General features: G+C 47.3%; 17 protein-coding genes. All 17 read left to right on the top strand.

The features are described 5' to 3' along the window. Window positions 1-2: 2 nt before the first annotated feature. The 17 genes from nrfD to GU926_RS06450 all read left to right on the top strand — a co-directional run bounded on the left by nrfD (window position 3) and on the right by GU926_RS06450 (window position 19,738). Window positions 3-1,424 carry an NrfD/PsrC family molybdoenzyme membrane anchor subunit gene (gene nrfD, locus GU926_RS06530; RefSeq protein ID WP_160690157.1) on the top strand — a complete coding sequence of 474 codons (1,422 nt, stop codon included), beginning with the start codon at window positions 3-5 and terminating at the stop codon, window positions 1,422-1,424. Next, window positions 1,417-1,941, top strand: coding sequence for a DUF3341 domain-containing protein (locus GU926_RS06525; protein WP_160690155.1), 525 nt, complete (start codon window positions 1,417-1,419; stop codon window positions 1,939-1,941). Before nrfD ends, GU926_RS06525 begins: the two co-directional genes overlap by 8 nt. Beyond that, complete coding sequence (locus tag GU926_RS06520) at window positions 1,941-2,657, top strand: c-type cytochrome (RefSeq protein WP_160690153.1); 717 nt, start codon at window positions 1,941-1,943, stop codon at window positions 2,655-2,657. The genes GU926_RS06525 and GU926_RS06520 overlap by 1 nt, the downstream gene beginning before the upstream one ends. Before the next feature lie 17 nt (window positions 2,658-2,674). After that, window positions 2,675-3,952 carry a quinol:cytochrome C oxidoreductase gene (locus tag GU926_RS06515; protein ID WP_232058455.1) on the top strand — a complete coding sequence of 426 codons (1,278 nt, stop codon included), beginning with the start codon at window positions 2,675-2,677 and terminating at the stop codon, window positions 3,950-3,952. 24 nt (window positions 3,953-3,976) lie between these two features. Continuing rightward, entirely contained in the window at window positions 3,977-5,008 is a 1,032-nt protein-coding gene (locus GU926_RS06510; protein ID WP_160690151.1) for a cytochrome c oxidase subunit II, read from the top strand. Window positions 5,009-5,041: 33 nt separating this feature from the next. Continuing rightward, the gene (locus GU926_RS06505) at window positions 5,042-6,865 is read left to right on the top strand and encodes a cytochrome c oxidase subunit I (protein ID WP_160690149.1); all 1,824 of its coding nucleotides are present in this window, start codon (window positions 5,042-5,044) and stop codon (window positions 6,863-6,865) included. A gap of 6 nt (window positions 6,866-6,871) precedes the next feature. Beyond that, window positions 6,872-7,945, top strand: coding sequence for a COX15/CtaA family protein (locus GU926_RS06500; protein WP_160690147.1), 1,074 nt, complete (start codon window positions 6,872-6,874; stop codon window positions 7,943-7,945). A gap of 8 nt (window positions 7,946-7,953) precedes the next feature. Continuing rightward, on the top strand, window positions 7,954-8,850 hold the full coding sequence (gene cyoE / locus GU926_RS06495) for a heme o synthase (protein WP_232058454.1): 897 nt from the start codon (window positions 7,954-7,956) through the stop codon (window positions 8,848-8,850). Between the two features lie 11 nt (window positions 8,851-8,861). Beyond that, complete coding sequence (locus tag GU926_RS06490) at window positions 8,862-9,443, top strand: cytochrome c oxidase subunit 3 (protein WP_160690145.1); 582 nt, start codon at window positions 8,862-8,864, stop codon at window positions 9,441-9,443. A gap of 16 nt (window positions 9,444-9,459) precedes the next feature. Next, window positions 9,460-10,206: a cytochrome c oxidase subunit 3 gene (locus tag GU926_RS06485; RefSeq protein WP_160690143.1), complete on the top strand. Its 747-nt coding sequence runs from the start codon at window positions 9,460-9,462 to the stop codon at window positions 10,204-10,206. Window positions 10,207-10,233: 27 nt separating this feature from the next. After that, window positions 10,234-10,578 carry a cytochrome C oxidase subunit IV family protein gene (locus GU926_RS06480; protein WP_160690141.1) on the top strand — a complete coding sequence of 115 codons (345 nt, stop codon included), beginning with the start codon at window positions 10,234-10,236 and terminating at the stop codon, window positions 10,576-10,578. Further along, entirely contained in the window at window positions 10,579-11,229 is a 651-nt protein-coding gene (locus GU926_RS06475) for an SCO family protein (RefSeq protein WP_160690139.1), read from the top strand. Between the two features lie 4 nt (window positions 11,230-11,233). Beyond that, window positions 11,234-11,782: a DUF420 domain-containing protein gene (locus GU926_RS06470; RefSeq protein WP_160690137.1), complete on the top strand. Its 549-nt coding sequence runs from the start codon at window positions 11,234-11,236 to the stop codon at window positions 11,780-11,782. Window positions 11,783-11,804: 22 nt separating this feature from the next. Further along, complete coding sequence (locus GU926_RS06465) at window positions 11,805-12,047, top strand: hypothetical protein (RefSeq protein WP_160690135.1); 243 nt, start codon at window positions 11,805-11,807, stop codon at window positions 12,045-12,047. Continuing rightward, on the top strand, window positions 12,047-12,430 hold the full coding sequence (locus GU926_RS06460; RefSeq protein ID WP_232058453.1) for a DUF983 domain-containing protein: 384 nt from the start codon (window positions 12,047-12,049) through the stop codon (window positions 12,428-12,430). The genes GU926_RS06465 and GU926_RS06460 overlap by 1 nt, the downstream gene beginning before the upstream one ends. A gap of 61 nt (window positions 12,431-12,491) precedes the next feature. Further along, a complete protein-coding gene (locus tag GU926_RS06455; protein ID WP_160690133.1) occupies window positions 12,492-16,196 on the top strand; it encodes a sensor histidine kinase in 3,705 nt (1,234 codons plus the stop codon). Window positions 16,197-16,264: 68 nt separating this feature from the next. Continuing rightward, window positions 16,265-19,738, top strand: a complete 3,474-nt coding sequence (locus GU926_RS06450) for a hypothetical protein (protein ID WP_160690131.1) — start codon at window positions 16,265-16,267, stop codon at window positions 19,736-19,738. Window positions 19,739-19,853 lie beyond the last annotated feature (115 nt).

The following is a 19,853-nucleotide window of genomic DNA, read 5'->3' as shown; positions in this document are numbered from 1 at the left end:
ATATGCAGCACGTATCTCCGATAAGAGAGCCCTTAGTAACTGGGGGTAAAACTTATGCAGACATCACGGAGGACGTATGTCGGCAGGTGGAAGCCAAGCCGAACGTCCGTTGGATGATGGCCCTCGGGGTTTCTTTGGTCTTCCTTGGAATCTTTATCTATTCTGTGTACCGCACCCTTTGGTTTGGTATTGGCGAATGGGGATTAAATAAAACCGTAGGTTGGGCATGGGACATCACCAACTTCGTATGGTGGGTAGGTATCGGTCACGCCGGTACCCTGATCTCTGCCATCTTGTTGTTGTTCCGCCAGAAATGGAGAACTTCCATCAACCGCGCCGCCGAGGCAATGACCATTTTCGCAGTAATCTGCGCGGCCATGTTCCCGGTATTGCACATGGGACGCCCTTGGTTAGCCTATTGGGTACTTCCTTTGCCTAACACCTTTGGTTCTTTGTGGGTTAACTTTAACTCACCGCTCCTTTGGGACGTGTTCGCGATCAGTACTTACTTTTCTGTATCCTTAGTGTTCTGGTACATTGGTTTGATTCCTGACTTTGCAACCATCCGTGATAGAGCAAAAGGTCCAATCGCTCGCAGAGCCTACGCTTTGCTAAGTATGAACTGGAGAGGTTCTGCCAAGCATTGGTCACGTTATGAGACCGTGTCTTTGATCCTGGCTGGTTTGGCAACTCCTTTGGTACTTTCGGTTCACACCATTGTATCCATGGACTTTGCAACCTCTGTGATTCCAGGATGGCACACCACCATTTTCCCTCCTTACTTTGTGGCAGGGGCTATCTTCTCTGGATTTGCCATGGTATTGACCTTGATGATCATTACCCGCAAAGTATTCAAGCTGGAGCACTACATTACCTTGGAGCACGTAGAGTCTATGAACAAGGTAATCACCTTGACAGGTTCTATTGTAGGGGTGGCGTATATTACTGAGTTCTTCATTGCCTGGTACTCTGGCGTTGAATATGAGCAATATGCGTTCATTAACCGCGCTACGGGTCCTTACTGGTGGGCATATTGGTCTATGATGACGTGTAACGTAATCACTCCACAGCTCTTCTGGTTCAGATCAATCCGTAGAAGCTTAACTGCTACGTTCATCATTTCTATCTTTGTGAACATTGGTATGTGGTTTGAGCGTTTTGTAATCATTGTTACGTCTCTGCACCGTGATTTCTTGCCATCTAGCTGGGTGATGTTTTCACCAACCAGCATTGACATTGGAGTATATGTTGGAACCATGGGCTTGTTCTTTACCCTGTTCCTTCTGTTCGCTAAATTCTTCCCGGTTGTAAACATGGCCGAGGTGAAAGCAATCTTGAAATCGTCATCTGGGGTTAATCATTCACATGACCCACATGCTTCCATGCATGCAACAGCCCCTAACAATTCTCACAAACATGACTAGTAAGAAATTCATACTCGGTATTTTCGACGACGAGGATGTGCTGCTGAACGCCATCGAAAAGACGCGCGCTGCTGGCACTAAGATCTACGACGTGTTCTCTCCGTATCCTATCCACGGGATTGATGATGTCCTAGGAATCCAACGCTCAAGATTGCCTATCGTGGCGTTCTTCTGTGGTCTGTGCGGAACTTCTTTTGCGCTTTGGATGCAGATTTATATGTTAGGTTTTGACTGGCCGATGATTATTGGTGGTAAGCCTCATATTTCTATCCCAGCCTTTATTCCGGTGACTTTTGAGTTAACAGTATTGTTTGCCTCATTTGGAATGGTGATCACTTTCTTCATCATCAGCGGGTTAAGACCAACTATGAAGGTTCCTGTAATGGATGTGCGTTCTACAGACGATAAGTTTGTGATGGCCATTGAATACAAAGAAGGTACCAATATGCAGCAACTGAACGATCTTCTTCGCTCTAACGGAGCTATAGAAGTTAACGAGAAGGAGGTAGTTAAATAATGAACAATTTCTTTAGAACTGGAGCTAAAGCCTCCGTGATTCTTTTCTCGTCCATTTCCTTGCTTTCTTGTGGCAATGATGCCACTGATCCAGGTCTGGAATACGCGCCGGATATGTACAACCCGGTGGCCTATGAGCCATTGAAGCAATTGGATGGAAATTACAACGCCTTTAACCCAGGCGGAGGCAATCTGCGGGTACCTGCGGCTAATACCATTGCAAGAGGCAAACTGGGCTTCTACACTCGCATTTCAAAAGACAGTGCAGAAGTAGCCGGAAGAGAGTTAACTAATCCCTTACAGGCAACTAGCACTAACCTGGCTGAAGGCAAAGTCTTGTATTTGAGATTCTGCTCACCATGTCATGGCGAAAGCGGTGCAGGTGATGGTTTGGTTGGCGCAAAATTCAAAGGTGTTCCCAACTACACCCAAGGCCGTTATGCCACTTTGCCTGTTGGCCACATTTACCATGTAATTGTGAATGGTCGCGGACGCATGATGCCACACGGTACTCAGGTGAACCCAGAAGAACGCTGGAAGATTGCCATGTATGTGAAACAACTGCAAAAGGGAATTACGGAAGTAGAAGGAGAGGCTGCTGGCAGTGCTGACGCCGCTTCAAATTCTGCGGATGCTCCTGCAGGCGCGAGCACAACTGAAAACACTAATCCGGTAACAGGTACAACTGCGGATCCTACAAAGGATACCCGTAACTAACCTTAAGGTATTTCCAAATGATAACTGAAGAAACACTTAGTATTTCTAAAAGAACCAATAACCGGTTCTTCTTCATGATCGCCATTGGGTTGGTATTACTAATCATAGGCTTGATCATTGCTGCTAATTCTGGCGGACATGGGGGAGAGCACGGGGAGGCCGCAGCTGCCAGCCATGGTTCCACGTGGGTGACCCGCTTGCTGGCAAACCTATGGTTAAACAATGTATACCTTTCTGGTATTGCCGTAATTGGGGTCTTCTTTGTTGCGGTACAATATGTAGCCTACGCCGGATGGGCAACCGTGGTGAAAAGAGTTTTTGAAGCCTTAGGCAATTACCTGCCGGTAGGTGGAATCATCATGTTGGTTCTTTTCTTGGGACCAATTTTGTTCACCGGGCATAACCCTATCTTCCATTGGACGGACCATACCCTAACAGAAGTAGGCCATGCGAATTATGACCCTATTATTGCTGGTAAGAGCGGTTTCCTAAACGTGACCTTCTATACCATCAGAATGGTAGTGTTCTTTGGTCTTTGGATTTTGTTCTTCAGATGGTTGCGTACGCAATCAGTGAATGAGGATTTAAATGGTGGTTTAGAGCCATACAACAAAAGCATCAGAATCTCTGCCGCTTTCTTAGTTGTATTCGGGGTAACTTCTTCCATTGCTGCCTGGGACTGGGTAATGTCAATTGACAGCCACTGGTTCAGTACCTTGTTTGGATGGTATGTTTTTGCCAGCTGGTTCGTTTCTGGTCTAGCTGCCATTACCTTGGCCGTTATTTTCCTGAAGCAGCATGGTTATTTGAGAATGGTGAATGCCAACCACTTGCATGATCTTGGTAAATTCATCTTTGGTTTCAGTATTTTCTGGACCTATACCTGGTTCTCTCAATTTATGTTGTATTGGTATGCCAACCTTCCAGAAGAGGCGGTTTACTTCATTGAGCGTTTGGGTGGATATGATAACCATTACACTTGGATTGTATTCTTCAACCTGTTGGTCAACTTTGCTTTCCCTTTCTTGTTCTTAATGACAAGAGATGCCAAACGCCAGATGCTGATGCTGAAGATTGCCTGTATTGCTGTGCTTATTGGTCACTGGTTTGATTTTTACCTGATGATCATGCCAGGAACTATGCGTGGAAACAGTGGTTTTGGTTTGATAGAGATTGGAGCAGCATTGACTTTCCTGGGTATCTTCTTATTGATGTTCACCAAAGGCCTGTCTAAACTTTCCTTGGTCCCTGTGAACCATCCATTCTTGGAGGAAAGTGTTCATCATCACGTATAAGACAACATTTTAAAGAAACAGATAATGATTACGATTGTTGTAGCACTATCAATCCTCTTTTTACTGGTCATTCTGTACCTATTATTTAGAATCCAGGTTCTGGCTTCTATCTTCAAGGGCAGCTATCGCCAAGATGTAGGAAAAAGTAATAAAGTCAACGCTACCTTGTTGCTGTTGTTCTTTGTAATCATGGGTGGCTTGTTCATCTGGTCTTTCATGGATTCCATGGATGACATGATTCTACCTAACGCTTCTGTTCACGGCATAGACATTGACCAGATGTTCTGGACAACTATGATTGTGATTGGTATTGTGTTTGTGATTACGCACGTGCTTTTGTTTGTGTATTCTTATAAATACCAGCACAAAGAGGGCAAACGCGCTTTTTACTATCCTCACAATAACAAAATTGAGATTATCTGGACAGTGATTCCTGCCGTTGTGATGGCCCTGTTAGTATTCTCTGGCTGGAAGACTTGGGCAAAGATTACCAGCCCTGCTCCAAAAGAAGCCGTAATAGTAGAGGTGATGGGTAAGCAGTTCAACTGGATGGTGCGTTACCCAGGTGCCGATAACAAATTAGGAGTTGTGAAGACTTCCTTAATCAATGCCAATAATGAATTTGGTATTGACTTCACTGATAAGAATGCCATGGATGACTTTATGCCACGTGAAATCCACGTGCCTAAAGGAACGCCAGTGCTTTTGAAAATCAGATCAAGAGATGTAATTCACAGTGTTTTCCTTCCACACTTCAGAGTGAAGATGGATGCTGTACCGGGTATGCCAACCTCTTTCTGGTTTATTCCAACCAAGACTACGGCAGAGGTACAGACTGAGACAGGCAATTCCAACTTCAAGTATGAGTTGGCTTGTACGGAGGTTTGCGGAAGAGGTCACTTTGCCATGAAATTCACATTGGTAGTAGATGAACCAGAAGATTACCAGAAATGGTTAAAAGAGCAGAAGGCTTTCACTGTGGAGCATCCTGAGATGTTAGCCAATGGAACTTCTTCCCCCGCGGTTGCAAATGTGGCAACTAGTGCAGCTGAGTAGAAAGAACAGTCAATAATCCTTTAACAGTATTGTATGTCTAGTACGGATATTTCATTACATAACGATGTGCACCTGGAGCATGATGAGCATGAGCATCATGATCAAAACTTCCTTGAGAAGTATATCTTCAGCCAGGATCACAAAGTAATTGCTAAACAATTTCTTTTTGCCGGTATTTTCTGGGCTATCATTGGTGGTACCCTTTCCAGCTTATTCAGATTACAACTGGGCTTTCCGGACGCTACTTTCACTTTCCTGGAGCCAATCCTGGGTAAGTGGGTAGAAGGTGGTAAATTGAATCCTGAGTTCTACCTGGCTTTGGTAACCATGCACGGTACCATCATGGTATTCTTTGTATTAACAGCTGGCCTGAGCGGTACCTTCAGTAACTTCTTGATTCCGTTGCAAATTGGAGCAAGAGACATGGCCTCTGGTTTCATGAACATGCTTTCCTTCTGGTTCTTCTTTATTGCCAGTGTAATCATGTTTTACTCACTTTTCTTGGAAACAGGCCCTGCTGCCGGAGGTTGGACGGTATATCCTCCGCTAAGTGCATTGCCACAAGCTATTTCTGGTTCTGGGACTGGTATGACCATGTGGTTGGTAAGTATGGCCCTGTTCATTATTTCTCAGTTGTTGGGTGGTGTGAACTATATCACGACCGTGATCAACATGAGAACGCGTGGTTTGTCTATGTCTAAGTTGCCTTTGACTATCTGGGCCTTTTTCATAACTGCCATCTTAGGCTTATTGGCTTTCCCGGTTCTTTTCTCAGCTGCGTTGTTATTGATTTTTGACCGTAGCTTTGGCACTAGCTTCTTCTTATCAGATATCTATGTAGCTGGTGAAATGCTATCTCATACTGGTGGTAGCCCAATCTTGTTCCAGCACTTGTTCTGGTTCTTAGGCCACCCAGAGGTATACATTGTAATTCTTCCAACGTTTGGTATCGTATCTGAAGTAATTGCCACTTGCTCTCGGAAACCAATCTTCGGTTACCGTGCCATGATTGGCTCATTGATGGGAATTGCCCTTCTCTCGTTTGTTGTTTGGGCGCACCACATGTTCGTGTCAGGTATGAATCCTTTCTTAGGGTCTGTCTTCATGTTCCTAACGCTAATCATTGCAGTACCTTCTGCGGTGAAGGTGTTCAACTGGATAGCTACTTTGTGGAGAGGTAATATCAACTTTACGCCAGCTATGTTGTTCTCAGTGGCATTCGTGTCCTTATTCATCTCAGGTGGTGTAACGGGTATCATCTTAGGTAACTCTGCCCTTGATATCCAACTGCACGATACTTATTTTGTTGTGGCCCACTTCCACTTAGTAATGGGTAGTGCCGCTTTCTTTGGGATGTTTGCTGGGGTGTATCACTGGTTCCCTAAGATGTTTGGTAGAATGATGGATGAGAAGTTAGCGTACATCCACTTCTGGATCACATTTGCTGGTGTATACCTAATCTTCATGCCTATGCACTACATTGGTATTGCAGGTTTCCCGAGAAGATATTATACCTGGACTGGTTTTGATACCTTCAGCACTTTCTTGAACCTGAACACCTTTATCACAGTTGCTGCGGTTCTTTCTTTCTTTGCCCAGCTATTCTTCTTGTTCAACTTTTTCTACAGCATCTTTAGAGGAAGAAGAGCGACTGAGAACCCTTGGAAATCAAATACGCTTGAATGGACTACCCCAGTGAACCCAGGTCACGGTAACTGGCCAGGAGCTCTTCCAGTGGTGTACAGATGGCCATATGATTATAGCAAGCCTGGTGCTCCAGAAGATTTCATACCACAGAACGTACCATTCTCTCAAACGCAGTCTTCTAACTTGCCGCACGAGAGAGACTTTGAGTAAACAAACATGAGTAAATCTTTTAGCAGTAAAAGGTTTAGAAATATAGGAGTACTTACTATTGCTTCTGTTTATTTTTTAATCTTAGTAGGGGGGATCGTCCGGAGCACGGGGTCCGGAATGGGATGTCCAGACTGGCCGAAGTGTTTTGGAATGTGGGTCCCCCCCACTACGTTAGGGGAGTTGCCAGATAACTATCTGGAAGTCTACAAAGAAAAACGAATTGCCAAAAACGAGCGCATCGCAGGGGTGTTGGCGGGCATGGGTTTCTCTAAGGTTTCCAAGGAAATATTTGAACATCCCAATCTGTACATTGAGACTGAGTTCAACGCTACCAAGACATGGATTGAGTACATGAACAGGTTAGTGGGGGTATCCATCGGGATATTTATTTTCCTGACCGTATTAGCAGCCTGGCCCTATAGGAAGACGGATCCGAAAGTATTTTGGTCAGCTTTTGTCTCATTCTTGTTAGTTGGATTTCAGGGTTGGTTGGGATCTTTGGTTGTCTCTACCAATCTTCTACCAGAAATGGTTACGCTGCACATGGCTTTATCTCTGGTCTTATTAGCCTTGTTAATTTACAGCGTGGTAAGAGCCAATAGAGAGAAGTACTATAAGACGGTAACAGAACCTGGTAATGGCATTCTTGCGTTGATTCTGGGGGCTTTGGTTCTTACCTTTATACAGATTATCATAGGTACGCAGGTAAGGGAGGAGATTGATGTGATTGCCTTCAACATGAGTGGCTTAGAAAGAGAAGGATGGATAGGCCAGTTAAGTACTTCTTTCTACGTGCACAGATCCCTGTCTATTTTATTTGTGTTGTTGAACATTGCCCTGGCCTTTAAGATGAAACAGTTGGGGAATGCTTCTTTAACTAAAATGGCTTATTGGATTCTTTTTACCATTGGTTTAGAGGTGTTGTTAGGTATTGTGTTGGCGTATTTTGCCTTACCGGCTTTTGCACAGCCCCTTCATTTAATGATTGGAACAGGCATTTTCGGGTTACAGTTTTTACTTCTGATGCAGTATTTTTATGCGCAGAAGGCAGTTAAACGCTTTACCGGTACAGTGGCTTAAATACTACTATGTTCGTACAAGACGTAACATCCAGTGCCCCGGCTTCATCGGTTATGACTAAAGCAACCGCTTACTTTCAGCTTTTAAAGTTCAGGCTATCTTTTACGGTATCTTTCTCTAGTGCTATTGGGTTCATTCTAGGAAACCCGTCAGCACCCTGGACAGATTCTTTAATAGTGTTGTTAGGGGGGCTTTTGGTAACGGGAGCCGCTAACATCATCAACCAGATTTTGGAAAAGGATCTGGATAAGTTAATGAAGCGGACTTCTAAAAGACCCTTGCCTACGGGCGCTCTCACAGTGCGGGAAGCAATCGTTTACTGTGTGTTGCTTTGTATTGCCGGTTCTTGTTTGCTTGGGTTTTACTTCAACTGGCTGGCAGCGGCATTGTCGTTTCTATCCTTGTTATTATATGGGTTCTTCTACACTCCATTAAAGCAGATTTCTCCTATCTCTGTTTTTGTAGGAGCTTTTCCGGGGGCACTGCCTCCCTTGATTGGTTGGGTAGCAGCCAGAGGATATATTGGGGTAGAAGCCTGGATTTTATTTGGTATTCAGTTTATCTGGCAATTCCCTCATTTCTGGGCCATTGCCTGGGTGTTGGATGATGATTATAAAAAAGCTGGCTTTAAGATGCTCCCAATGGCGGGTGGAAAAAACTTGAAGACCGCTATTCATATCATGACCTATACGCTCTTGCTGATTCCTTTGAGTTTACTGCCCTTGCAATTTGGGATGGCAGGAAAGACTTCTGCTTTTATTGCGGTGGTATGTGGGGTGTTGTTTTTAATGCAGACGTTTTATTTAATGCACACCTGTTCTAAGCGGGCCGCCATGAACATAATGTTCGGCTCCTTTTTATACCTACCTATCGTACAGATAGCGTTTGTGGTGGACAGGCTTTGATTTTTAGTACCATGGATATAAATACAAAAGTGCCAACCGAACAACGCAGGGTGAATCCCCTTAAGTTTATGTTGGTGTTGTTGATTGTGAGCATCATCATGATGTTTGCGGCCTTTACCAGTGCCTATATTGTGCGCCGGGAAGAAGGGAACTGGCTTGAGTTTAACCTGCCGGCTATTTTGCTGGTGAACACCGTGGTCATTGTGTTAAGTAGTATCTTCATGCAGTGGGCTTATGTCTCTGCCAAGCGCGATAACATGACTTCCTTAAAGCTGGCGTTACTCCTCACCATTGTAGCAGGTTCTGCTTTCTTAGTAGGGCAGTGGGAAGGCTGGGGACAGTTGGTTCAGGATAAAGTGTTTTTTGGTGGCAGTACCGCCAACCCGTCTGGGTCTTTTTTGTATGTCCTGACCGGCGTTCATGCTTTTCACTTAATCACAGGCTTAGTTTTTCTAATTATTGTAGTAATTTCGGCGCTTAAGTATAAGGTTCACTCCAAGAACTTGACCAGAATTGAGCTTTGCACCATTTACTGGCACTTTTTAGGCGCCCTTTGGATCTACTTGTACGTATTCTTAATCTTGAACCATTAATTATTCTCTAACACATATGTCGCAAACTACTACATTTGAGCAGCCTAATACCGGCACTTGGGATGGAGGGAACGAGCCTTTAAAGGCAAGTTATGGCAAATTGATGATGTGGTTTTTCCTGTTGTCAGATGCCTTTACCTTTGCTGCTTTCTTGACTACCTATGGATTGGCCCGTCACCGTCATAAAGCCTTTGAAGGTGCCCATGAAAGTTTCACCTTTTCTACTGAATGGTGGCCAGTGCCAGACAAGGTGTTCAACGCCTTCCCGTTCTTCCATGGGGTAGACTGGCCTCTTGCATTTGTGGCATTAATGACCATGATTCTGATTTTGAGCTCTGTGACCATGGTATTGGCCGTAGAGGCAGGACACAGAATGGACAAGAATGATGTGCAGAAGTGGTTATTGTGGACTATTCTTTTTGGTAGCATGTTCTTGGGTTGCCAGGCATGGGAGTGGAGTCACTTTATTGCCGGTACAGAAGAAGGCAGGATTCTGGCAGATGGTTCTGTAGTACATGGGGCCAACCTGGTGGTAAACCAGTACGGACCTCCTTTGTTCGCTGACTTGTTTTTCTTTATCACGGGTTTCCATGGTACTCACGTATTTAGTGGAGTGGTCTTGCTGCTCATGATCTTCATTAACACCGTGAACGGCGTGTACCAAAGAAGAGGTCACTATGAAATGGTGGAAAAAGTAGGCCTTTACTGGCACTTTGTAGACTTGGTATGGGTGTTTGTGTTTACCTTCTTCTACCTGGTTTAATTGTTTGATTTGATATTTTAAACGGATATGGCTTCACATTCACACCACAATGAGTTTGAGCAGACAGGTGAACTACCTAAGGCACAAACCGCAGTTATCTGGAAGACCTTCTTCATCCTTTGCGCGCTTACGGCAGTAGAATTTGCCTTTGCGTTCTTGATGGACCCAGGTACCTTCCGTAACTCCATCTTTATTGTGCTTACCATCTTTAAAGCATTTTATATAGTGGGGGAATTTATGCACTTAAAGCATGAGACCAAAGGCCTTATTTGGGCTGTTCTGGTTCCTTCTGTATTATTAATCTGGTTATTGGTTGCTTTATTGGTAGAGGGTACTTTCTACGGAGAGTCTGTCTTCAATTACTTCAAATAGATGAGCCCAAAAAAGACCCTGGTATTGGGTACCTTGCTTTTAGTACCCGTACTAGTGTTTTTGTTTCTTAAAATGTTCGGAGTGAATACTTTTTCACTCCGAACTTATTTTCCGGCCAAGGTGATTTCTACCATGAAAGACGGCCAGATGAAGGCAGATACTATCTTTTACCAGGTGCCTGCCTTTCAACTTACTTCCCAAACTGGCGCCTCCTTCTCTCACAAGAATCTTCAGGATAAAATCTATGTGGCGCACTTCTTTGACGCTTCCTGCCAGGGAATCTGCAAGCAAGTGAGCACTCAACTTACCCGGGTCCAGGATGCTTTTTATGCCTACCCAGAGGTAATGATTATCTCTTTTTCCCTTCAGCCGGAAAAAGATCAGGTAAAAGACATAGAGCAATACGCCAAGAGCTTTAGGGCCAATCCCGCACACTGGGTTTTTCTTACTGGTTCTCCTGCCTTTATTCAATCGTTTTCTCCGTTGGATAGTACTTCTGCTGCTGGGAAAGGACCTGACGCACGCCTTGATCAACTGTATCTTATAGATAAGAACCGGCACATACGGGGCATCTATGATGGTGCCAAGGCAGACGAAGTTGATAGGTTGATCACTGAAATGAACGTACTATTAAACGAGTATAAGAAATAGCACAATGGACAATACCTCTCTTCCCAAGAAGGATACCAAGTACCTGGTTTTGATTGCCATCTTATCAGTGGTGGTACCATTACTGGTTACCTTTCTGTTGTTCATGCCGCAAACGGGCAAGTTAGGTGACATTGATGTATCCTTTTTGCCTCAACTGCACGCAGTAATCAATTCATTGACGGCGGTAGCGCTGGTAGTAGGGTATTACTTTATTAAACAGCAGAACAGAAGGTACCATCGGTTTGCCATGACTACTGCTTTTGTATTGTCTATCTGCTTTTTGGTATCTTATGTGTTGTACCATTATCAGGTAGCACCTACTCCTTTTGGCGGGGAAGGTACTATTAAAATGGTTTACTATTTTATATTGCTAACCCACATAGTATTAGCTGCTGTGATAGTTCCTCTGGTACTATTATCAGTGTATTTTGCGTTATCTAAGCAGTACCAAAAGCACAAGAAAGTATCTAGGTGGACCTTTCCGCTATGGTTGTATGTTTCTATCACGGGGGTGTTGGTGTATATCCTGATTTCGCCTTACTACCCTCAGTAGGTTATAAGTTTATTCTAGTGCCATGAACAGACGATTTTTAATTTGGGGGCTAGGCGTAGGGCTTGTCTTACTGTTGCTCTTGAGCAGTGAACCGGCTTCTGCCCAATGTGCCATGTGCCGGGCTTCTGTAGAATCTGGAAGCGGCGAAGACCAGGACACCATTGCCAATGGTTTGAACAAGGGCATTCTGTACCTAATGGCGGTGCCTTATATTTTGGCAGGCGGCATAGGCTTCTTCTGGTATAAGTACAGTCGTAAGAAATAATGGCGCTAGAGCACCTGCAGGCAGCCCTTGCCATGAAGTGCCCGCAATGCCATCAAGGGCCTCTCTTTACCCATTCTGCCGCCAACCTGAGTAAATTTGACCAGATGCCAGAACATTGCCCGGTTTGTGGTCTCCGTTATGAAAGGGAACTGGGATTTTACTGGGGCGCCATGTATATGAGCTACGGACTATCCGTTGGCATTGTGGTGACGGTGGGTCTGTTGTTGTACCATGTATTCAATGACCCGCCCACGTGGGTTTATTTAACCGCGGTGGCCACCATCATCACCGTTTTTACCCCCATTCTTTTCAGGTACGGCCGGGTCATGATGCTTTACTTTTTTGGAAGCGTTTCCTTTGATGTAAAGTACCGCAAACCCTGAGGCAGCGTATATTTCTGTGCGTTTTGCCCGTATTATTCCTAAATTCGGAAAAACTGGCAATTTGAAATCCCTTCGGTTAAGTCCTTTCATATTTCTTTTCCTGGCCCTGCTGCTGGTAGGGGCGGGGGCTTTTCTACAGGAAAGTGTACACCGGCAATTGGTGGAGGCGCCTGGCAAAGAAATTGCTCAGGAGATTACCACCAACGTACAGGCCTCCATTGCCAAAGGACGCGCTCAGCTCCGTAATATCGTCTCAGACCTGCCCCCCGATTCTAGCACATTTTCCCGGATTCTGCCCAAAACCACTATTCCGGTGTTTGTCTTCCAGCGCAACTCCCTTGTGTTCTGGTCAGACCATACCCTGCAGCCCGAAATTAGCCCAAGCGCAGTGAGGCAGCCAGTTCAGTTGGTGGAGAACAGGTTTGGCCGCTATCTTGTGGTGCGGGAGCAGGCAGGCGTACAGTATACGCTTTTTGCGGTGTTTCCCTTGGAGACCCGGTACGGCATCAACAATGCCTACCTGAAAAACGGCCTCAATCCAGCCTACTTTGACAACCATGAGGTTCTAATCCAGGCCGAGAGAAGTGCCGGTGCCTACCCAGTGCTGGACCGAGATGGGTCTTTTCTTTTCTCCGTAAGCGTATTGGAAAGTTCAGACTGGCTGCATGCCGGTCCTTTGACGCTGGCATTGTATGTGCTGGCCATCTTCTTTTGGTTGTGCTTTCTGCGAGCCGCCTGGACAAGGTATACTTCCATAACTGGATCAAGTCAGATATGGGCGCTTTGGCTGGTGATTCTGGGCCTGCTGGTTCCCCGGGGTCTCATGCTCTTGATGGGATTCCCCAACAACGTGCATGAAATTACATTGTTCAGCCCCAGAGTGTATGCAGCCGGTTGGTGGTCCCCCTCGCTAGGTGATCTGCTGTTGAATGAACTAGTCTTGCTTACCATCACCCTGGTGGTTTATAAACTAGGCAGAACCATCCGTTTTCAGGCTGATTTCTGGAAAACAGACCAAAAACGGCGGTTGGTGCTGGGAGTTGTCTTGTCAGCTACGTTGGTGTTGTTGCTTATTAGTTGGTACGAGTTCTACCGAAGCCTTATCATCAACACCCAGGTGTCCTTAGACATTACCCAGAGCGTACAGTTAGGCCTGGAGAAATTGCTTCTTTTCACGGCCATCATCTTACATACGCTGCTTCTGGGGTTTGTGCTTCGGCTGCTGCTCAACTGGCTTCCGTTAACCAAAGCAGACCGGCTGCCCTTCGCGCTTGTCTGGTGCTCCGTTTTGGTCCTGTCCCTGGCCTGGGCGTTTTACCGTGATGCTCCCAGCGGCAATTGGATTCTATTATTTGCGGTGGCCGTTTTAGTTACCTGGGAACAGCTGCATAGAAAGTTCTCCAAGGTAGCAGGAGCCTACTCCAGTATTTTCCTGCTCAATATCTTAAGTGCCTCCATTGGCGCGGCGGCATTGTATGATGTGTACACCGTGCAGCTGCGCGAAGAGAAGCACCAGCTTGCCTCCCAACTCCTTCGGGACCGTGACGAAATCTCTGAGTACCTGCTGGCCAAGGCCGCAGAGTCCATTCAAAAGGACGTCATTCTAATCCATACCTTGCGGGCACCGTGGGTAAACGGCCAGTTCCTGGACCGCAAAATAAGACGGCAACACTTGCAAAGCCTCTCTGACGCCTACACCGTAAAGGTGCGTTTGTTTGATGTGAACGGGTTGCAGCTGTACCCCAAAGACAGCCTTATGACCTGGCAAGGGTTTGTAGCTGCGTGGGTACCACAGGCCAAAGCCACTACGCAGAAAGGACAAAGCATTAAACCGTCTGCCGAAGAACCGGGCAAATTCACCTACCTGCAGGAAATAAAACTGGCGCTTAACCCGTACCAATGGGTGACGGTTTTGCTGGAGCTGAGTCCTAAGGTATCAGCGCCCAATAGTGTGCTGCCGGAGCTTCTGGTCAACAGCCAGAGTGCCCAGGTAGAGGCCATTCCTTCTGGGGGGTATGCCATCTGGCGAAACGGCCGTTGGCTTAAAACTTCGGGCTTGTTTGAGTACGGGCAGTACTTCTCGCCTACCTTGATGAAAACGCCTCAACTATACTCTCAAGGTATTTCTGCGGCAGATTACCATCATTTGGCCGCCGAGTCTCCCAATGGTACCGTAGCCATTGTGAGCACCTTGGACTATGGGTTCAGGTCCTGGCTTTCAAACTTCTCCCTGCTCTTTCTGGTGCATACGCTGGCTTTGTTTACTATTCTAGGGAGTTTGGTTCTTTCCAAAGGCAGGCTGGTGAAAACCATCACCTCCACGTTCAGTACTAAAATACAGCTCTTCCTGAACATGGGGGTGTTGGTGCCTTTGGTATTGGTGAGTTTGACCATTGGCAGCCTGGTGACAGATTCGTATCGGCAGGACTTGGTACGAGGCTACATAGAGCAAGGCGAATTTGTGCGCCAGAACATCTTAACCAGCAACTGGGGGGCGGTATTGTTCAAAGGCCGCGCAGACTCGCTTTCCAGAAGGGTGAACCGGCTTGCAGACATTTCGCAGGCAGAACTGAACATCTATGACGCCAAAGGACAGCTTCGCATCTCTAGTCAGCCAGCGTTGTTTGAGGCCGGCGTACTGTCTACCAGGTTGAATCCTCAGGCGTATGGAGTGCTTCGGCAGCAAGGGCTTAATCGCGTGCTGTTAGATGAAAAAGCGGGCACTCTGCCGTATAGAACCATTTACGTGCCCCTGCGTGACAAACCCACCGATGCCCCCAAAGGCTACCTGGGCATTCCGTTCTTTGACTCAGAGAAAGAACTCAACTCCAAGCTCATTCAACTCATCACCACCATTCTCAACATTTTCACGGTGCTGTTCCTGGTGTTTGTGACCTTGAGCTACGCTGCTACCAGAGCCTTGACCGTTCCCTTGAAACTCCTCACCGAGCGCCTGAAGCGGACTACCCTCACGGAGAGTAATGAAAAATTGGTCTATGAATCTAATGATGAGATAGGCCTGCTGGTACGGGAGTACAACCACATGCTCCAGAAACTGGAGGAGAGCAAGCAGGAGTTGGCCTTGCGGGAGAAGGAAGCTGCCTGGAAAGAGATGGCCCGGCAGGTAGCCCATGAAATTAAGAACCCGCTCACGCCCATGAAGCTGTCTTTGCAATACCTGCGCAAGGCCATGGCCGAAGGAAGAAGCAACATAGACGAACTGGTAGGCAAGATCTCCAACACCATGATCACCCAGATTGACGTACTAAGCGACATAGCCACCTCGTTCTCCAACTTTACGTCAATGCCAGATCTTAAAATGGAAGTGTTGGAATTGAATGAGTTGGTGCGCCGGTCCGTGGATTTGCATCTAAGCCCGCAACAGCACCAGATGAACCTGCAACTACCCCAAGAACCCATACTAGTGCGCGCCGATGAAAACCAACTCATCAGGATATTCAACAATTTGCTACTGAACGCCTTGCAAGCCGTGCCTTCTGGTAAAACGCCCGCCATTCATGTGACGGTGCAGCCAGATTATAAAGGGTGGGTGACGGTACGCATACAGGACAACGGTTCGGGGATTCCAGAAGAGGTGCAGCCTAAGATCTTTGTGCCCAATTTCAGTACCAAATACTCCGGCTCCGGCATTGGCTTGGCGGTAGTGAAGAAGGGCGTGGAAGCCATGGGCGGATCCATCTGGTTTGAGACGCAGGAGAATGTGGGTACTACTTTCTTCTTGAAATTGCCCGTAGTGCAGGCATGAGGCACGCGTGGGTCATAGGCCTTTGTCTCCTTTGTTGGCTGTGCGCAGGAGATGCAACTGGGCAGACCTTGTCCAGTCAACGGTGCAAATGGGTCATCATCAACGCCGCGCCGGTACAGTTAGACACGCTCACCATAGCGGAAAATTCCTTAGAAGTTTATGACTCCAGGCAAGTGCGGCTCCAGCGCTTGTTTCTGTATGACCCGGCTACCAACCGCTTTCAATTCACTAACCTGCCGCAGACGGCCACCCCCAGTGATACGTTTCCTTCCATTGACGGCACAGAGCCGTTTTTGGTCTCTTTTCCGGAAAACAAGCCAAAAACGGATTCTGTCTTGGTGTGCTACCGGGTGCTGCCCATCAACTTAGCCAAGCCCGCCTTCAAGCGCGACATAGCCAACTGGGATTCGCTTTCCTTCGCGCAGCGTCAGGTGTTTGAACCAATCCAACCGAAAGAGGAGCTTTTCAAAACACCCGGCCTCAACAAAACCGGCAGCATCTCCCGGGGCGTGTCCTTCGGGAATACGCAGAACGTGTTTGTGAACTCAGCCCTTAACCTGCAACTGGAAGGCAAACTCACCGAGGACATCAGCATCATTGGCTCCATCACGGACCAGAACATTCCTTTTCAGCCCGAAGGCAATACGCAACAACTCCAGGAATTTGACCGCGTGTTCATCACGCTGCAACATAGATTGTGGACCTTGACCGGCGGCGATGTGGTCTTGCGCAACAAACCAACTTCGCATTTTCTCAAATTTTACAAAAACGTGCAGGGCGGCGCGCTGGAGGTGAATAGAGGGAAGCCTGGCTGGGAAAGCTCTACCACGGTGGCGGCCTCGGTGGCCAAAGGCAAGTTTGCCTCTGAAAACATTACGCCCATTGAAAGTGTGCAGGGACCGTACCGGCTGCGCGGCCCCAACGGCGAGCGCTTTATCATTGTGCTGGCCGGTTCTGAGCGCGTCTACCTGGACGGACGCCTCTTGGCCCGCGGGTACGATTATGACTACACCATAGATTACAATCAGGCAGAAATCACCTTCACGCCCAAGTGGATCATTACTAGAAACTCTCGCATACGGGTAGACTTTGAATATTCAGACCAAAACTACAGCCGGAGCGTGGTGCATGCCAACCATTACCAGAACATGGGCAAGCTCAAGGTCTACGGAAATTTTTACAAGGAGGCAGACAATCCCAACAATCCTCTTACGCTCAACTTGGACAATGAGGAAAAGCGGCTACTTTCCCAGATTGGTGACAGCCTGCAACTAGCGGTGGCGCCGGGCGTGGATTCGGTGCGCTTTGATAGAAACCAGGTGCTGTACCGCAAGGTAGAGATAGAGACGGCCAATGGCAACTACACCATTTATGAATACTCCTCTGACTCTACCCAGGCTTTTTATGCCGTGAGTTTTACAGAGGTGGGGCAGGGAAGGGGAAATTACAATCTACTCAACTCTACTGTCAACGGTCGCGTGTACGGGTGGGTGGAGCCCGTGAATGGCGTGCCGCAGGGTAAGTTTGAGCCCGTGCGTATTCTTCCGGCCCCGGTGCAGAAACAAATGGTAACCTTGGGTGCCGGCTGGTCTCTGGACAAACAGACCGAGGTATTTTTGGAAGCAGCTGGCTCTACCAATGACCTGAACCGATTTTCAAAGCTAGACGCCCAGGATGATCAGGGGAAGGCGCTACGGGTGGGTTACCAGATGCAGGAAAAGCAATTTAAGTTTCTGGGCGCTTATAAACTGAACAGCGGCCTTGCCTATGAGTACACAGACCCCAACTTTGTGCCCATTGACCGCTACCGCGATGTAGAATTTGACCGTGACTGGAACAATCCCACCAACACCACCCTGGCCCAGCAATCCAGAATTGAAGACCACATTTTAACGTTTGCCGTGGGCGGGGTGAAAGACGCCCAGAATTTTGCCAACTACCGCCTCAGCCGCCGTTACCGGCCCGGCGAGGTGGACGGTACCCAGCATTTGGTGGAACTGGCGCAGAAAGTAGCGGGCCTGGAACTGAAAACTAATCTGTTCCTCATGAAAAACCAGCAGGTAGACACAGACGCCGAATGGGTGCGGGGCGAAATTGGCGCGCAATATCCTACCAGGTACATCACACCCGGCTACGTGTACCGCTTTGACAAAAACCGGATTACCTCCAACGTCACGGAGCAGCTGGTAGCCTCTGCCAACTATTTTGATGACCACCTGTTTTTCATTCAAAATGCTGACTCCGCCAATTTTAAATACCGCGCCGAATACAGCCGCCGAGTAGACTACCGTCCAGAAAACGGTGAGTTGGGCAATAAGCAGGTGGCCAATACTTATAATTTCAGTACCAGCACCAGCCTAAACAATAATCACCAGATTAGCGCCTTGCTTACCTTGCGCCGTATTCAAGCCAGAGACAGTTTAGCAGAGACCACAGTACTCTCTAAAGTAGACTGGACCGGAGATTTACTGAAAAAACATCTTCGCTCAGAACTAAGCTATGTGATTGGCACCGGCCGCGAACTCAAACGCCAATACCAGTTTGTAGAAACCGTGCCAGGACAAGGAACCCATTTTTTTGAAGACTTAAACCGGGACGGCCGCCAGGACCTGAACGAGTTCTTCGAGTCCCAGCCCTTAGACCCGCCGTACCGCAGAAACTACATCAAGCTTTTCATCCCGACGGATGAGTATGTGATTGCCTATACCAACCAGTTTACGTACCGCTTGAACAGCAGTTTGCCGCGGGAGTGGCAGGAGGCCACCGGCTGGAAACGTATTGCCGCCAAATTCTCAGCGCTGTCTTTCGTGTCCGTTGACAAACGTACCACGGATGATGATTTGCGCAGCCGGTTCAACCCCTTCAGCCTCAACTTTGAAGACTCCACGCTGCTGTCCTTGAGCCGTTCTTACAGAAATACGCTTTATTTCAACCGAAGCCACCCTAAATACGGAGTGGAATGGACCTTCCAGCAAGGCCTGCAGAAAACCCTGCTCACCAACGGCACTGACGTGCGCAACAACACCAGCCAACAGATTTTGTTCAGGATGAACCTCACCGAGGTCTTGTCAGGCCGGATAAACGCCATTCGGTCCAAGCGTGAAAGTGCCTCTAACTACCTTACCACCAAAAACTTCTTAATCAGGAGTTGGGAAGCCACACCAGAACTATCCTACCAACCCGGCACCAAACTGCGCTACACGGGTTCTTACAACTGGATGCAACGCGAAAATGAATTAGGCGAAAGAGAAAAAGCTCAGTTTCATGAGTTGGGCAGTGAAGTGCGTTTAAGTCAGGTAAACAAGCGCACGGCCACTGGTAACCTTAAATACATCAACATCAAATACACGGGATTGGATACCTCGCCGGTAGCCTATGAAATGCTCAACGGCCTTCGACCCGGCAACAATCTCACGTGGAACCTGGCCGTACAGCAACGCCTCAGCAATGGTCTCAACATCACCCTGGACTATGATGGCCGCAAACCCCAGGGCATTCGCTCCATCCACACTGGCCGCATGCAGGTGTCAGTGCTGTTCTAGCAATTATAAATTAAAAATTAGAAGTTGATATTTTACTTTCAAAGTCTTTCTCCTCTTTTGTCATCCTGAAAGGATCTTGTTGGCGAGCTAGTCAAGCGGTAGCTACAGGCAGAAA

The organism is Nibribacter ruber, from assembly GCF_009913235.1.
In the GTDB taxonomy this organism is placed as follows: domain Bacteria; phylum Bacteroidota; class Bacteroidia; order Cytophagales; family Hymenobacteraceae; genus Nibribacter; species Nibribacter ruber.
Note: the sequence above shows the minus strand (reverse complement) of the source record. Positions and strands in the feature narration are given on the sequence as shown.

What these genes read in the sequence shown, in the direction of transcription:
- nrfD (WP_160690157.1), top strand. Translation starts at nt 3, where the DNA reads ATGCAGCACGTATCTCCGATAAGAGAGCCCTTAGTAACTGGGGGTAAA.
- GU926_RS06510 (WP_160690151.1), top strand. Translation starts at nt 3,977, where the DNA reads ATGATTACGATTGTTGTAGCACTATCAATCCTCTTTTTACTGGTCATT.
- GU926_RS06490 (WP_160690145.1), top strand. Translation starts at nt 8,862, where the DNA reads ATGGATATAAATACAAAAGTGCCAACCGAACAACGCAGGGTGAATCCC.
- GU926_RS06500 (WP_160690147.1), top strand. Translation starts at nt 6,872, where the DNA reads ATGAGTAAATCTTTTAGCAGTAAAAGGTTTAGAAATATAGGAGTACTT.
- GU926_RS06485 (WP_160690143.1), top strand. Translation starts at nt 9,460, where the DNA reads ATGTCGCAAACTACTACATTTGAGCAGCCTAATACCGGCACTTGGGAT.
- GU926_RS06520 (WP_160690153.1), top strand. Translation starts at nt 1,941, where the DNA reads ATGAACAATTTCTTTAGAACTGGAGCTAAAGCCTCCGTGATTCTTTTC.
- cyoE (WP_232058454.1), top strand. Translation starts at nt 7,954, where the DNA reads ATGTTCGTACAAGACGTAACATCCAGTGCCCCGGCTTCATCGGTTATG.
- GU926_RS06460 (WP_232058453.1), top strand. Translation starts at nt 12,047, where the DNA reads ATGGCGCTAGAGCACCTGCAGGCAGCCCTTGCCATGAAGTGCCCGCAA.
- GU926_RS06480 (WP_160690141.1), top strand. Translation starts at nt 10,234, where the DNA reads ATGGCTTCACATTCACACCACAATGAGTTTGAGCAGACAGGTGAACTA.
- GU926_RS06465 (WP_160690135.1), top strand. Translation starts at nt 11,805, where the DNA reads ATGAACAGACGATTTTTAATTTGGGGGCTAGGCGTAGGGCTTGTCTTA.
- GU926_RS06475 (WP_160690139.1), top strand. Translation starts at nt 10,579, where the DNA reads ATGAGCCCAAAAAAGACCCTGGTATTGGGTACCTTGCTTTTAGTACCC.
- GU926_RS06525 (WP_160690155.1), top strand. Translation starts at nt 1,417, where the DNA reads ATGACTAGTAAGAAATTCATACTCGGTATTTTCGACGACGAGGATGTG.
- GU926_RS06470 (WP_160690137.1), top strand. Translation starts at nt 11,234, where the DNA reads ATGGACAATACCTCTCTTCCCAAGAAGGATACCAAGTACCTGGTTTTG.
- GU926_RS06515 (WP_232058455.1), top strand. Translation starts at nt 2,675, where the DNA reads ATGATAACTGAAGAAACACTTAGTATTTCTAAAAGAACCAATAACCGG.
- GU926_RS06505 (WP_160690149.1), top strand. Translation starts at nt 5,042, where the DNA reads ATGTCTAGTACGGATATTTCATTACATAACGATGTGCACCTGGAGCAT.